Genomic DNA, 13316 nt, shown 5'->3' on the forward strand with positions numbered 1-13316 from the left:
GTTCCCCCTGCGTCCCCCTGACGCGTCCCCCGCGGGTCGTCCCCCTCGGGCCGTCAGCCCCGGGCGCGGGCGCGCGAGCGGGTCAGGGCGAGGGCGGCGCCGCCGGCGAGGACGAGCGCGAGGGCGCCGCCCGCGATGTACGGGGTGGCGGAGCTGCCGCCGGTCTCGGCGAGGTTCTGGGTCGGGGTGGAGCCGCCGTTGTTGGTGGTGATGCCGCCGTCGTCCTTCGGCTCGGTGGGCCGCGGCGAGGGCTGCTCGCTCGGCTTCTCGGTGGGCCGCTCCGTCGGCTCCTCGGTCGGCTGCTCGGTGGGCTCCTGGGTCGGCTGCTCGGTGGGCCGCTCCGTCGGCTTCTCGGTCGGGGCCGGGCCGTCGGGCGTCTCGCAGGTGGCCTCGGCGAGGGTGACGGTGCCCTTGACCTTGGCGACGCCGAGGTTGAGCGGGTTGACCTCGACGTCGAGCTCCAGGGCGGTGGCGGCCGCGGTGCGGGTGGTGGTGCTGGTGCGGGAGAGGTCGAGCGTGATCCGGCCGACGGCGGGCACGACGAGCTCGGTGCGGCCGCCCGCGGTGAGGGTGACCTTCTTGCCGAGGGCCTGGACGTGGCCGAGGACGTTGGACTCGGCGACCGGCTTCTTCCCGGCCTCGCAGACCGCCTTGGAGGTGACCTTCTCGACCTCGACGATGGCGAGCGAGGGCAGGCCGGGGACGTGGACGCGGGCCTTGGCGAGGTTGACGTACCCCTCGGCCTTGCGCTCGTCGACGGTGGCGGTCGAGGTGGCGACGTCGGCGGCGAGGATGTCGATCGGCTGTCCGCCCTCCGCGCCCTGCACCTTCACGCTGAGCGCGGTCTTGTTCTCGCTCTCCGGCGCCTGGACCTCGTTGAGGGAGGCGCGGACCGGGATCTTCACGGCCTCGCCGAGGAGGCCGACGTCGAGTCCGGTGCGGAGCACGACGGCGCCGGCCCTGCCCTCGCGGCGCTCGCCGTCCGTGGCCTGCGCCGGGGCCGCGAGGAGCACGGGGCCGACGGCGAGGGCGACGACGGTCGCGGCGGCGGCGCTGCGGCGGACGGGCGCGCGGAAGGTGTTGCTGTTCAAGATGGTGGAACCCCCACAGAAGACATGGCGTCGCCGGCCGCTCACCACGGGGACGGTGGGTCGAAGCGGCGGCGGCGACTTGAGACACCGGAATCTTTACGCACGGAGAGTGAACCGACAGTCGCCTGGCGTGAGTTCACTCCAAAGGGGGGTTTCCGTGTTCATTTTCGATTCTTTACGACACAACCGTTCCCGGGCGCCCCGCGTGTTTCGTACGGGGGACTCCGTCCGGGGGACGGCAGGGCTCCGGACGGGAAAGAGAAACGATCCGCGCCCCGGCGGGGTCACGGATCGTCAACATCGCGCCCGGCGGCGGAACGGTTCAGCTCGCCCGCCAGTAGCCGAGCGCGTGCACCCGGTCCTTGGGCAGCGCCAGCTCCTTGCGGGCGTACCCGGCGAGCGCGCGGGTGGTCGCGGTGTCGCAGGCGATCCACACGTACGCCTCCGGCCCGGCGAGCGCGGGCAGTTCGGCCCGCACCCGCTCGACGAGGGCGGCGCCGGCCCGCTGCCGGGGCACCCGGCGCAGCTCGTGGCGGTCCGGGTCGACGCGGAAGGGCAGCTCCTCGTCGGAGGCGTGCCGGGTCTCGAACCAGATGGTGGCCGGGAGGTCCGGGTGCGCGTCGAGCAGCGAGTTGACGGCCGGCAGCGAGGCCGGGTCGCCGACCACGAGCAGCCGCTCGGGCCGGGGTTCGGGGGTCTCGAAGCCGGTGCCCTGGAGGGTGGCCTCGACGGTGTCGCCGGGGGCGCAGCCGCGCGCCCAGTGGCTGGCGGGGCCGTCGTGGAGGGCGAACTCCAGGCTGAAGGTGCCGGCCTCCGGGTCGGGGTCGACCAGGGTGTAGCCGCGCTGGTGCGGCTTGCCCGCGTTCTCGAACCAGATCCGCACCCACATCGTGGGGTGCACCCCGGCGACGGCGAGCAGCCCGCCGTCGGTGAAGTGGACCCTCCGGTAGTCCTCGGTGACCCGCTCGGCCCCCGTGACGGTGAACGTGAAGTCCTTGGCGCCCATCAGCTTCAGGACCGCGCCCTGCCACCCGTGACCCACCGCGTGCTCCTCCCCCCGACCCATGGGTTACCTTGGGTCGACGATCAATTTAGGTCAGCCTAACCTAACGACATCTGGAAGCACACGGACGGGATCGGAACGGGTGAGCATCGAGGTCTACCGGGACGCGTACGGCGTCCCCCATCTGCGCGCCGCGGACCCCGCGGAACTCGCCTTCGCGCAGGGCCGGGTCACCGCCCACGACCGCGCCTGGCAGCTGGAGGTCGAGCGGCACCGCGCCCGGGGCACCACGGCCGCCTTCCTCGGCGCGGCCGAGACCGGCTGGGACGTCTTCGTGCGGCGCGCCCGGCTCGCCGACACCGCGCGCCGCTGCCTGGCCCGGCTCGCGGAGACCGACCCGGAGACCGCGGAGTGGGTGCGGGCCTACGCGGACGGCGTCAACGACGGGCTGGCCGAAGGGGCCCGCCGCGCCCCCGAGTTCGCCGCGACCGGGCTGGCCCCCGGGCGCTGGGAGGCGTGGACGCCGCTGGCCGTCTGGCTCTCCACCCACATCCTCTTCGCCGGCTTCCCGACCAAACTGTGGCGCGAACAGGTGGCGACCGGCCTGGGCGAGGAGTGGACCGAGCTGTTCGCCGCCGACGGGCCGGCCACGGCCGGCTCCAACGGCTGGCTGGTGGCCGGCGGGCGGACCGCGAGCGGGGCGGCCCTGGTGGCCGGCGACCCGCACCGCTTCATCGAGGCGCCGGGCGTCTACCAGCAGATCCGGCTCGCCTGCCCCGCGTACGACGTCGTCGGGCTCGCCGTGCCCGGCGTGCCCGGCCTCGCCCACTTCGGGCACACCGGGCCGGTCGCCTGGGCGATCACCAACGCGATGGCCGACTACCAGGACCTCTACCGGGAGCGGCTGCGGCGCACCGCCGACGGCGGCGTGGAGGCGTACGGCCCGGACGGCTGGCGGCCGGCCGCCGCGCACACCGAGACGGTCGAGGTCTCCGGCGGCGAGCCGGTCCCCGTCGAGGTGGTCGAGACCGAACGCGGCCCGGTCATCACCGGCGAGGCGCCGGACGGGCCCGGCGCCGAGTGGGAGGGGCTGAGCCTGCGGTACGTGCCCCGGGTCACCGGCCGGCTGGGCTTCGAGGCGCTGCCGCGGCTGCTCGCCGCCCGGACCGTCGCCGAGGTGGACACCGCCCTCGACGACTGGGTGGAGCCGGTGAACGTGGTGCTCGCGGCCGACACGGCGGGCGGGCTGCTGCACCGGGTCGCCGGGCACGTCCCCGTACGCGACCGGGCCAACTCCCTGCGGCCGGTGCCCGCCTGGGAGCCGGCGCACGCCTGGGGCCCGGAGCCCGCGCCGCTGCCGCGCGCCGAGGTGGCGGACGGCCGGGCGGTGATGGCCAACGCCCGGGGGATCGCCGCCCCGCTCGGCGTCGAGTTCGCGCCCCCGCACCGGGCCGACCGGATCGCCGAGCTCCTCGGCGCCTCCGACGCCTGGACCGCCGAGGCCACCGCCGCCGTCCACCGCGACACCGACAACCGCGCGGCGGCCCGGCTGCTCGCCGCGGTCGAGGCAGCGGGCGGAGGCGCCCCCGGAGACGGCGCGGGCGGAGACGGCGCGGGCGGGGACGGCGCGGCCGGGGACGGCAGCCTCTCCCCCGCCGCCGCGGACGTCCGGCGGCGGCTGCTCGCCTGGGACCGGCGGATGGCGGCCGACAGCGCCGACGCCGGGCTCTTCGCGGCCGTGCGGGGCGCGGTGGTGCGCCGGCTGGCCGCGCACGAGGTCTTCGCGGGGCTGCGCGAACCGGCCCCGTACCCCGAGGTGTTCCGGCCCTGGCTGTACCTCGGCCCGCGGGTCGGGCTCGCCCTGGAGACGCTGCTGGTGTCGGGGCCGGTCCCGGCCGGGGACACCGCCCGGATCGTCCGCGAGGCGCTGGAGGAGGTCGGCGCGGGCGAGCCGCCCGCCGCCTGGGGCACCACCCACCGGCTGGCGCCCTGGCAGGCGCTGCCGGACCCCTCCGACGAGGCCGACGCGCGCTGGCCCGGACTCGCCGGCGACCACGACTGCGTGCTCTCCACCTCCAGCGCCCCCGGCTACACCGACCGCAGCGCCCGCGCCTCGGCCGCCCGGTACGTGTGGGACCTCGCGGACCGCGAACGCAGTGGCTGGATCGTGCCGTTCGGCGCGTCCGGGGTGGCCGGGGACCCGCACCACGAAGACCAACTCCCCCTGTGGCTGCGGGGCGAGCTCGCCCCCGTCACCACCGACTGGAACCGCCTCACCAAGGAGCAGGGATGACCACCCCCGTACACGTCCAGACCGTCGAGGGCCTCGGCACCGTCACCGTCCGGCCCATCGACCCGGACGCGGACGCCGCCCTCATCCACGCCTGGGTCAACGAGGAGCGGGCGCGCTTCTGGGGCATGAACGGCACCACCGTCGAGCAGGTCAGGGACGTCTACGCGCACCTGGACTCGCTCACCACCCACCACGGCTTCCTGGTGGAGATCGACGGGGAGCCGGTGTCGGTCTTCCAGACGTACGAGCCCGCGGCGGACCGGGTGAGCGAGTGCTACGAGGTCGAGGAGGGCGACATCGGCTGCCACCTCTTCGTCGCCCCGACCGCCGCCCCCTCCCCCGGCTTCACCGCCGGGCTGCTCTCCGCGCTGATCGCCTTCTGCCACCGCGACCACGTGCGGATCGTGGTGGAGCCGGACGCGGCGAACGAGAAGGCGATCGCCCGCATGGCGCGGGCCGGCTTCGAGCTGGGCCCGGAGGTCGTCCTGCCGGAGGTGGACCTGCCGGAGGTGTTCATCCCGGAGAAGAAGGCCCGGCTGGCCTTCCTCCGCCGGGCCGCCTGACGGGCGCCCGTGCGGGCCGGCGGGCGCCCGAGGGTTCTCAGGCGATGATCCGGCCGTTGACCACGACCCGGCGCGGCGCCGCCAGCGCGCGGACGTCCGCGCGCGGGTCCTGGCCGTAGACGACCAGGTCGGCGGGGGCGCCCTCCTCCAGGGCGGGGCGGCCGAGCCAGGCCCTGGCCCCCCAGGTGGTGGCCGAGAGGGCGTCGAGCGGCGGGATGCCGGCCTTCGTCAGCTCCTCGACCTCCTCGGCGACCAGGCCGTGGGCGAGGGAGCCGCCCGCGTCGGTGCCGACGAAGACCGGCACGCCCGCGTCCCAGGCGGCGCGGACGGTGTCGTACCGGCGCTCGTGCAGCCGGCGCATATGGGCCGACCAGCGGGGGAACTTGGCCTCGCCGCCGTCCGCGAGGTGCGGGAAGGTCGCGATGTTCACCAGGGTCGGGACGATCGCGACCCCGCGCTCCGCGAAGAGCGGGATGGTCTCCTCGGTCAGGCCGGTGGCGTGCTCGACGCAGTCGATGCCCGCCTCGACCAGATCGCGCAGCGAGTCCTCGGCGAAGCAGTGGGCGGTGACCCGGGCGCCGAGCCGGTGCGCCTCCGCGATGGCCGCCTCGACCTCGGGGCGCGGCCAGGACGGCGCCAGGTCGCCGACCTCGCGGTCGATCCAGTCGCCGACCAGCTTGACCCAGCCGTCGCCGCGCCGGGCCTCCCGGCCCACGTACTCCACCAGGTCGGCGGGCTCGATCTCGTGGGCGTAGTTGCGGATGTAGCGGCGGGTGCGGGCGATGTGCCGGCCGGCCCGGATGATCTTCGGCAGGTCCTCCCGCTCGTCGATCCACCGGGTGTCGGAGGGCGAACCGGCGTCCCGGATCAGCAGGGTGCCGGCGTCCCGGTCGGTGAGGGCCTGCTTCTCGGCGGTGGCCTCGTCGACGGGGCCGTGCCGGTCGAGTCCGACGTGGCAGTGGGCGTCGACCAGGCCGGGCAGCGCCCAGCCCTCGACGACGACCGCCTCCGCCGCCGGCCGCTCGAAGGTGATCCGCCCGTCGACGCACCAGAGTTCGTCCCGTACGTCCTCCGGGCCGACGAGCACCCGCCCCTTCACGTGCAACACCTCGTGATCGCTCATGCCTGCACTGTACGAGGGGCGGCGGAACCGGTGGGCGTACGCTGGCTCCGGCCGTACCACCGACCCGAGAAGGCACCACCGTGACCGTGACACATCCGCTGCTCGACCTGGCCCCGATGACCGCCGCGCACTTCGCGTCCATCGAGCGGCGGGTCGCCGCGCTGCTCTCCACCGAGCAGGACGTGGTGATCACCCAGGGCGAGGCGCTGCTGCCCCTGGAGGGGTGCATCCGCAGCGGGGCCCGGGCCGGTTCGACCGCGCTGAACGTGGTCACCGGTCCGTACGGACAGACCTTCGGCAACTGGCTGCGCGACTGCGGGGCGACCGTGGTCGACCTGGCCGTGCCCTTCCACACCGCGGTCACCGCCGAGCAGGTGGAGCGGGCGCTCGCCGAGCACCCGGAGATCGACTTCGTCTCGCTGGTGCACGCGGAGGCCGCCACCGGCAACACCAACCCGGTCGCGGAGATCGGCGAGGTCGTCCGCGCCCACGGCGCGCTCTTCTACCTGGACGCGGTCGCCTCGATCGGCGCCGAGCCGGTGCTGCCGGACGCCTGGGGCGTCGACATGTGCATCATCGGCGCGCAGAAGGCGATGGGCGGCCCGGCGGGCGTCTCCGCGGTGTCGGTGAGCGAGCGGGCGTGGGAGCGGTTCGCCGCCAACCCGGCCGCGCCGCGCCGCTCCTACCTCTCCCTCCTGGACTGGAAGGAGCGCTGGATCGACGGCGGCCGCAAGGCGCTGCTGCACGCCCCGGCGCAGCTGGAGATGCTGGCCCTGGAGGCGTGCGTGGAGCGGATCGAGGCGGAGGGCCTGGACGCGCTGATGGCCCGGCACGCCTCGGCCGCCGCGGCGACCCGCGCGGGCGCGGTGGCGCTCGGCGGCGGTCTGGAGCCGTACGTGTACGAGGCGGGGGACGCGGCGCCGGTGGCGACGACGCTGCGGGTCCCGGCGGATCTCGACGCCTCCGAGCTGGTGGCGAAGGCGCTGGCGGCGGACCCGTCGCTGCCGCTGATCGCGGGCGGCGGGGCGCTGGCGAAGGAGATGGTCCGGGTCAACCACTACGGGGCGGACGCGACGCCGAACGCGGTGCAGTCGTCGCTGGCCGCGCTGGGCGCGGTGCTCGGCGAGGCGGGCCGGACGGTGGACCTGGAGGGCGCGCGCCGGGCGGTCACGGCGGCCTGGTAGCGGTGTGCGGTACGCGGAATGGGGGGGGGGGGGGTGGGCGGGGGGGGCTCGCCCGCGGGGGGGCGGGCCGCCCCCCCCCCCCCCCCCGCGCGCCGGGCCCTGCCCGCGGCCTACAGCGCGGGGTAGTCGATGTAGCCCTGGGGGCCGCCTGCGTACATGGTGGCGGGGTCCGGGGTGGCGTAGGGGCCGTCGGTCTTCAGGCGGGCGGGCAGGTCGGGGTTGGAGATGAAGAGCCTGCCGTAGGCGACGAGGTCGGTGGTGCCGTCCTCGATCAGGGCCAGGGACTCGGCGCCGGTCGGGTCGGCGCCGGTGGACGGGTTGAGGATGAAGGTGCCGGCGAAGCGCTTGCGCAGGTCGAGGACGAGCGGGCGGCGCTCCGGGCCGGTCTCCAGGACGTGGAGGTAGGCGATGCCGACCGGCTCGATCGCGGTGAGCAGCCGAGCGTAGAGCTCGTCGGTGTCGGTCTCGCTGATGTCGTTGAGGGTGTTGGCCGGGGAGATGCGCAGGCCGGTGCGGTCGGGGCCGATCTCGGCGGCGACGGCCTTGACGACCTCGACGGCGAAGCGGATGCGGTTCTCGACGGAGCCGCCCCACTCGTCGGTGCGGTGGTTGGAGCCGGAGGCGAGGAACTGCTGGATCAGGTAGCCGTTGGCGCCGTGGATCTCGACGCCGTCGAAGCCGGCCTCGACGGCGTTGCGGGCGGCGGCGGCGAAGCCGGCGACCGCCTCGTGGACCTGGTCGCCGGTGAGCTCGCGGGGGGTGACGAAGTCCTTGGGGCCCTCATGGGTGTAGACCTGGCCGGCGGCGGCGACGGGCGAGGGGCCGACGGGGTGGAGGTCGCCGTCGAGGAGGTCGGGGTGGCCGATCCGGCCGGAGTGCATGAGCTGGGCGAAGATCCGGCCGCCGCGCTCGTGGACGGCGTCGGTGACCTCGCGCCAGGCGGCGATCTGCTCGCGGCTGTGGAGTCCGGGGGTGTTGGGGTAGCCCTGGCCTTCGGCGACGGGCTGGATGCCCTCGCTGATGATCAGGCCCGCGGAGGCGCGCTGGGCGTAGTACTCGGCGACGATCGCCGGCGGGGTGCGGTCCTGGCCGTTCGCGCGGCTGCGGGTCATGGGGGCCATGGCGATCCGGTTGGCGAGGCGGATGCCTGCGAGGTCCACGGGGTCGAATGCGGTGGTCATGGCGGTCTCCCGGAAACAATATGTGGTCGGCCAACTATTTGGCCCGCCGCCACTGTAACCCATTCATTGGCCAGCCAAGCAAAAATGCGGGCCACCGGTAACCTGGGGGGTGAAGAGCCGCCCCGAGGAGCCCCCGATGACCGCAGTCGAACCCGCCTGTACCGAGGAACTGCCGTCCGCCGCGCGCGGTGGGCCCGTCGGGCACACCCTCGCCCGGGTCTCCCGGACTCACCGGATAGCGATGGGGCGCCGCCTGCGCGAGCTCGGCCTCTACCCGGGCCAGGAGCTGATGATGATGCGGCTGTGGGACTGCGGGGCGGTCCGCCAGTCGGAGCTGATCCAGTCGCTCGGGCTCGACCCGTCGACGGTGACGAAGATGCTCCAGCGGCTCGAACAGTGCGGACACGTGCGCCGCTCCCCCGACCCCGCCGACCGGCGGGCGGTCCTGGTCGAGGCCACCGAGCGGGGGCAGGCGCTGCGGGCCGGGGTCGAGGGCGCCTGGGCCGACCTGGAGGAGAGCTCGCTGGCCGGGCTCGCCCCGGCCGAGCGGGCCGAACTGGCCCGCCTCCTCGGCGTCCTGGCGGACAACCTGCGCGCGGAGGCGGGCGACGCGGGCGACTGCCCGCCGATCACCTGCTGAGGGGCCGGCGCGCACGGCCCCCCAGGGGAAGGACGGCTCAGCCCGCGAGGACGTCCAGGGCCCGGTCGACGTCCGCCGCCGTGTTGTACAGGTGGAACGAGGCCCGCAGATGGCCCGCCCGGGCCGACAGCAGGACGCCCGCGGCCTCCAGCGCCTCCGCGCGGTGACCGAGGCCCGGCACGGCGACGACCGTGGAGTCGTCCATGACCGGCCGGTGACCGAGGGAGAGCAGCCCGGCGCGGAAGCGGGCGGCGAGCCCCTTGTCGTGGGCCTCGATCCGCTCGACGCCGATCTCCTCCAGGAGCGCCAGCGAGGCGGCCGCGCCGTGGTACGAGAAGAAGGCGGCGGGCTCGTCGAACCGGCGGGCGGAGCGGGCGAGTTCGCGCACCGGGCCGTAGCTGTTGACCCACCGCTCCTCGCCGGTGACCCAGCCCGCGTGGATGGCGAGCAGGCTGTCCTGCGCCTCCTCGGTGACGGTGAGGAAGGAGGTGCCGCGCGGGCAGAGCAGGTACTTGTAGGCGCCGGCGACCGTGTAGTCCCACTCCCCCGCCGCCAGCGGCAGCCAGCCCGCGGACTGGGTGGCGTCGAGCAGGGTGCGGGCCCCGTGGGCGGCCGCGGCGGCCCGGACGGCGGCGAGGTCGGCGGTCCGCCCGTCCGCCGACTGCACGGCGGAGAGGCCCACCAGCGCGGTCTCCGGGCGGACGGACCCGGCGAGCCGCTCCAGCGGGACGAAGCGGACCTTCAGGTCGCCGCGGATGGTGAAGGGCGTGACGAGGGAGGAGAAGTCGCCCTCGGGGAAGAGGATCTCGGCGCCGGACGGCATCGACTGGGCGATCATCCCGGAGTGCACGGCGACCGAGCTGCCCACCGCGACCCGCTCGGGCGCGACCCCGGCGAGCCGGGCGTAGGCGGCGCGGGCCTCGTCGACGACGTCGAAGCTGCCGGCGCCGCCGGCCCGCCCGTCCGCGGTCTCCCGCGCGAGGAGCGTGACCGCCTCGACGGTACGGCGTGGCAGCAGGCCGCAGGCGGAGGTGTTCAGATAGGTCCGCGTGGGGGCGAACTCGGCGCCGCCGAGCGGCTGATCGAGGGAGTCCATGGCCCCAGCGTGGGCTCCGCGCGACCACCCGTCAATGGCCGTCGATCATGGAGCGCCCCCAAGCGGCTCTTATCCGCGCAGGTCGGCAGGGGTCAGCCGCGCTGCGGGACCTCGCAGCCGTCCGGGCCGCACGCCTCCGCGTCGCCGGCGACGGCGACCGGCTGCAGGACGCGGCCCTGCCACGCCTGCTCCAGGGCCTGGGTGAAGACCTCGGCGGGCTGCCCGCCGGAGACGCCGTAGCGGCGGTCGAGGACGAAGAACGGCACGCCGGTGGCGCCGAGTTCGGCGGCCTCGCGCTCGTCGTCCCGGACCGCATCGGCGTAGGCGGTCCCGTCGGCGAGGACGGCGCGCGCCTCGGCCTCGTCGAGCCCGGCCTCCACGGCGAGGGCGATCAGGGTCTCGTCGTCGAAGACGGACCGCTCCTCGGCGAAGTTCGCCCGGTAGGCGAGGTCGAGGAGCTCGTTCTGCCGGCCGCGCTCCCGGGCGAGGTGCAGCAGCCGGTGGATGTCGAAGGTGTTGCCGTGGTCGCGGCCGTCGGTCCGGTACTCCAGGCCCTCGGCGTGCGCGTTGGACGCGACGTGCGCCTCCATGGCCCGCGCCTCGTCGAGCGTCCGCCCGTACTTCTTCGCCAGCATCTCCAGGACGGGCCCGGTGTCGCCCTTGGCGCGGTGCGGGTCCAGCTCGAAGGACCGGTGCACGACCTCGACGTCGTCGCGGTGGGCGAAGGCGGCGAGACCCTTCTCGAACCGGGCCTTGCCGATGTAGCACCAGGGACAGGCGATGTCCGACCAGATCTCTACGCGCATGGTTCTTCTTCTCCGGGGGTGTACGGGGGGGCGGACGGGGTCAGTCCTCGTCCGAACGCCCGCCGACCCGGATTTCATTCCGCTTCCGCCCGGGATGTGAGCCGGAGCACGGGGCGGGAGCCCGGAGCGGCCCGGCCGCCGCGGGCTGTCCCGCCCCTTCCGCTTCGCCCCCGGCGACGCCCTTCCGGTACTGGCCGGGAGCCGTCCCGTACTCCCGCTTGAACGCCTTGGCGAAGGAGAACTCGGAGGTGTAGCCGGCCCGCTGGGCGACCGCCCGCAGCGGCAGGTCGCCGGTGCGCAGCAGCCGGCCGGCCGTGGTCATCCGCCACCAGGTGAGGTACGCGAGCGGGGAGCGGCCCACCAGGGCGGTGAAGCGGCGGGCGAACGCGGCCCGGGAGAGCCCGCCGAGCGCCCCCAGCTCCTCGACGGTCCAGGGCCTTGCCGGGTCGGCGTGCACGGCGCGCAGGGCGCGGGCGACGGCCGGGTCGCTCAGCGCGGCGGACCAGCCGGTGGAGCGGTCGGCCCGCTCGGCGAGCCACCAGGTGCGCAGCAGGTAGACCAGCAGGGTGTCGAGGAGGGCGGGGACGAGGGCGTCGGATCCGGGCCGGGGCTCGGACAGTTCGGCGCCGAGCAGGTCGATGGCGGCGCGCAGCCCGGGGTGGGCGCCGACCCGGGCGGGGACGTGGACGTAGGGGGGCAGTTCGGTGAGGAGCGGGTGGGCGCGGTTCCGGTCGAGCTGGTAGGCCCCGCACAGCAGCAGGGTGTCCGTGAGGCCGATCGGGCCGCGGTCGGGCGGGGTGGGCCAGGAGCCGTCGGGGGCGGGGGCGGCGTCGGTGAGCGGGGTGTCGGGCCGGTCGGCGAGGCCGTGGCCGGTGCCGTGGGCGAGCAGGACGACGTCGCCGGGGCCGAGCCGGAGGGGTGCGGTGTCGTCGGGCGGGAGGAGCCAGGCGGTGCCCTGGAGGACCACGTGGAAGCCGGCGCCCTTGCTGGGCGGGAAGCGGAAGCCCCAGGGGGCGAAGCGGACCGTCCGCGAGGAGTGCGGGCGTCCGGTGCGCATGACGGCGATGGCGTCGCTCAGTACGTCCATGGCGGCACGCTAGCGCCTGTCCTCACGGGCCGGACCGGACGGCGAGACGATCGGACATGGCGGTGAGCGAGAGGGACATGGATCGTCTCCCGGTCCGCTCCTACGGTCGAGGACATGGGAAACGAGATGACGACGAGGGCGGTCCTGTTCCACGAGCTCGGCGGCCCCGAGGTGCTGACCGTCGAGGAGGTGCCGCTGCCGGCGCCGGGCCCCGGCGAGGTGCGGGTCCGGGTCGAGGCGATCGGCCTCAACCGCGCGGAGGCGCTGTTCCGGGAGGGCACCTACTACTACCCGGCGCGGCTGCCGGGTTCGCGGCTCGGGTACGAGGCGGCGGGCACGGTCGAGGCGGTCGGCGAGGGGGTGACCGCCTTCGCGCCCGGTGATCCGGTGCTGGCGGCGGCCAACTTCGAGTTCGGGACGTACGGCGTGCACGCGGAGCGGGTGGTGCTGCCGGAGGAGTACCTGGTGGCCCGGCCGGCCGGGGTGGACGCGGTGACGGGCGCGGCGGTCTGGCTGACGTACTTCACCGCGTACGGCGGGATGGTGCTGACCGGCGGGCTGCGGCCCGGCGACCACGTGGTGATCACCGGCGCGTCGAGCGGGGTGGGCACGGCCGCGATCCAGACGGCGCTGCGGGTGGGGGCGGTGCCAGTGGCCGTCACGCGCGGGGAGGCGAAGCGGAAGCGGCTCCTGGAGCTGGGGGCGGCGCACGTGGTGGTGACGGAGACGGAGGACCTGGTCGAGGAGGTGCGGCGGATCACCGGCGGGGCCGGCGCGGACCTGGTCTTCGACGCGATCGGCGGGCCGGGGTTCGCCCGGCTCGGGGACGCGCTGCGGCCCGGCGGGACGGCGGTGCTCTACGGCTGGCTGGACCCGCGGCCGGTGGAGCTGTCGAAGAACTGGCCGCAGACCCTGCACACGTACGCGAACGGGGCGCTGGCCAGGACCGAGGAGGGGCGCAGGCTGGCCGCCGGGTTCATCGGCTCGGGGTTGCGGGACGGCTCCCTGGCGCCGGTGGTCGCCGAGGTCTTCGACGGTCTGGAGCGGATCGGCGACGCGCACCGGCTGATGGAGTCGAACACCCACACCGGGAAGATCGTGGTGCGGGTGCGGCACTGAGGCGGGGGGGGGCCCCCGGGGGGGGGCCGGCGGGGGGGGGGCGGCCCCGGCCCCCCCCCGGGGGGGGGCGGGGCGCGCCGCCCCGCGCGGCCGCGCGGGCGGGGGGGGGTGGTGGGGGGGGGGCGGCGCC

General features: G+C 75.5%; 12 protein-coding genes. 5 read left to right on the forward strand and 7 right to left on the reverse strand.

What is annotated here, in order from left to right:
- Nucleotides 1-53: 53 nt before the first annotated feature.
- Both ACFW1I_RS35575 and ACFW1I_RS35580 read right to left on the reverse strand, forming a co-directional pair.
- On the reverse strand, nt 54-1091 hold the full coding sequence (locus ACFW1I_RS35575; RefSeq protein WP_384677773.1) for an SCO1860 family LAETG-anchored protein: 1038 nt from the start codon (nt 1089-1091) through the stop codon (nt 54-56).
- Between the two features lie 322 nt (nt 1092-1413).
- Nucleotides 1414-2133 (reverse strand): siderophore-interacting protein, encoded by a 720-nt coding sequence (locus tag ACFW1I_RS35580; protein ID WP_384677775.1) that lies wholly within the window; start codon nt 2131-2133, stop codon nt 1414-1416.
- A 103-nt stretch (nt 2134-2236) separates the two neighbouring features.
- Here ACFW1I_RS35580 and ACFW1I_RS35585 point away from each other — a divergent pair, with 103 nt between their 5' ends.
- Both ACFW1I_RS35585 and ACFW1I_RS35590 read left to right on the forward strand, forming a co-directional pair.
- Entirely contained in the window at nt 2237-4387 is a 2151-nt protein-coding gene (locus tag ACFW1I_RS35585; protein ID WP_384677777.1) for a penicillin acylase family protein, read from the forward strand.
- Entirely contained in the window at nt 4384-4950 is a 567-nt protein-coding gene (locus tag ACFW1I_RS35590) for a GNAT family N-acetyltransferase (protein ID WP_384677779.1), read from the forward strand. Before ACFW1I_RS35585 ends, ACFW1I_RS35590 begins: the two co-directional genes overlap by 4 nt.
- 37 nt (nt 4951-4987) lie before the next feature.
- On the opposite strand, the gene ACFW1I_RS35595 is transcribed toward ACFW1I_RS35590, so the two are convergent.
- Nucleotides 4988-6073: an amidohydrolase family protein gene (locus ACFW1I_RS35595; protein ID WP_384677781.1), complete on the reverse strand. Its 1086-nt coding sequence runs from the start codon at nt 6071-6073 to the stop codon at nt 4988-4990.
- Nucleotides 6074-6159: 86 nt separating this feature from the next.
- On the opposite strand from ACFW1I_RS35595, the gene ACFW1I_RS35600 reads away from it, so the two are divergent.
- Nucleotides 6160-7257, forward strand: coding sequence for a pyridoxal-phosphate-dependent aminotransferase family protein (locus ACFW1I_RS35600; RefSeq protein ID WP_384677794.1), 1098 nt, complete (start codon nt 6160-6162; stop codon nt 7255-7257).
- A 110-nt stretch (nt 7258-7367) separates the two neighbouring features.
- Here the strand turns inward: ACFW1I_RS35600 and ACFW1I_RS35605 are convergent, their stop codons facing one another.
- Entirely contained in the window at nt 7368-8438 is a 1071-nt protein-coding gene (locus tag ACFW1I_RS35605; protein WP_384677783.1) for an alkene reductase, read from the reverse strand.
- 136 nt (nt 8439-8574) lie between these two features.
- Here ACFW1I_RS35605 and ACFW1I_RS35610 point away from each other — a divergent pair, with 136 nt between their 5' ends.
- Nucleotides 8575-9078 carry a MarR family winged helix-turn-helix transcriptional regulator gene (locus ACFW1I_RS35610; RefSeq protein WP_384677785.1) on the forward strand — a complete coding sequence of 168 codons (504 nt, stop codon included), beginning with the start codon at nt 8575-8577 and terminating at the stop codon, nt 9076-9078.
- Nucleotides 9079-9115: 37 nt separating this feature from the next.
- On the opposite strand, the gene ACFW1I_RS35615 is transcribed toward ACFW1I_RS35610, so the two are convergent.
- The 3 genes from ACFW1I_RS35615 to ACFW1I_RS35625 form a co-directional block, all read right to left on the reverse strand.
- A complete protein-coding gene (locus ACFW1I_RS35615) occupies nt 9116-10174 on the reverse strand; it encodes an aminotransferase class V-fold PLP-dependent enzyme (protein WP_384677787.1) in 1059 nt (352 codons plus the stop codon).
- A 92-nt stretch (nt 10175-10266) separates the two neighbouring features.
- Nucleotides 10267-10980 (reverse strand): DsbA family oxidoreductase, encoded by a 714-nt coding sequence (locus tag ACFW1I_RS35620; RefSeq protein WP_384677789.1) that lies wholly within the window; start codon nt 10978-10980, stop codon nt 10267-10269.
- 40 nt (nt 10981-11020) lie between these two features.
- Entirely contained in the window at nt 11021-12067 is a 1047-nt protein-coding gene (locus ACFW1I_RS35625; protein WP_384677790.1) for an AraC family transcriptional regulator, read from the reverse strand.
- A gap of 114 nt (nt 12068-12181) precedes the next feature.
- Here ACFW1I_RS35625 and ACFW1I_RS35630 point away from each other — a divergent pair, with 114 nt between their 5' ends.
- Entirely contained in the window at nt 12182-13186 is a 1005-nt protein-coding gene (locus tag ACFW1I_RS35630; RefSeq protein ID WP_384677792.1) for a zinc-dependent alcohol dehydrogenase family protein, read from the forward strand.
- Nucleotides 13187-13316: the final 130 nt, after the last annotated feature.

The organism is Streptomyces sp. NPDC058955 (genome assembly GCF_042741435.1).
In the GTDB taxonomy this organism is placed as follows: Bacteria; Actinomycetota; Actinomycetes; order Streptomycetales; family Streptomycetaceae; genus Streptomyces.

Bases quoted from the DNA above. Each gene is read 5' to 3' on its own strand.
- ACFW1I_RS35590 (WP_384677779.1), top strand. From the start codon at position 4,384: ATGACCACCCCCGTACACGTCCAGACCGTCGAGGGCCTCGGCACCGTC.
- ACFW1I_RS35595 (WP_384677781.1), bottom strand. From the start codon at position 6,073: ATGAGCGATCACGAGGTGTTGCACGTGAAGGGGCGGGTGCTCGTCGGC.
- ACFW1I_RS35605 (WP_384677783.1), bottom strand. From the start codon at position 8,438: ATGACCACCGCATTCGACCCCGTGGACCTCGCAGGCATCCGCCTCGCC.
- ACFW1I_RS35610 (WP_384677785.1), top strand. From the start codon at position 8,575: ATGACCGCAGTCGAACCCGCCTGTACCGAGGAACTGCCGTCCGCCGCG.
- ACFW1I_RS35615 (WP_384677787.1), bottom strand. From the start codon at position 10,174: ATGGACTCCCTCGATCAGCCGCTCGGCGGCGCCGAGTTCGCCCCCACG.
- ACFW1I_RS35620 (WP_384677789.1), bottom strand. From the start codon at position 10,980: ATGCGCGTAGAGATCTGGTCGGACATCGCCTGTCCCTGGTGCTACATC.
- ACFW1I_RS35625 (WP_384677790.1), bottom strand. From the start codon at position 12,067: ATGGACGTACTGAGCGACGCCATCGCCGTCATGCGCACCGGACGCCCG.
- ACFW1I_RS35630 (WP_384677792.1), top strand. From the start codon at position 12,182: ATGGGAAACGAGATGACGACGAGGGCGGTCCTGTTCCACGAGCTCGGC.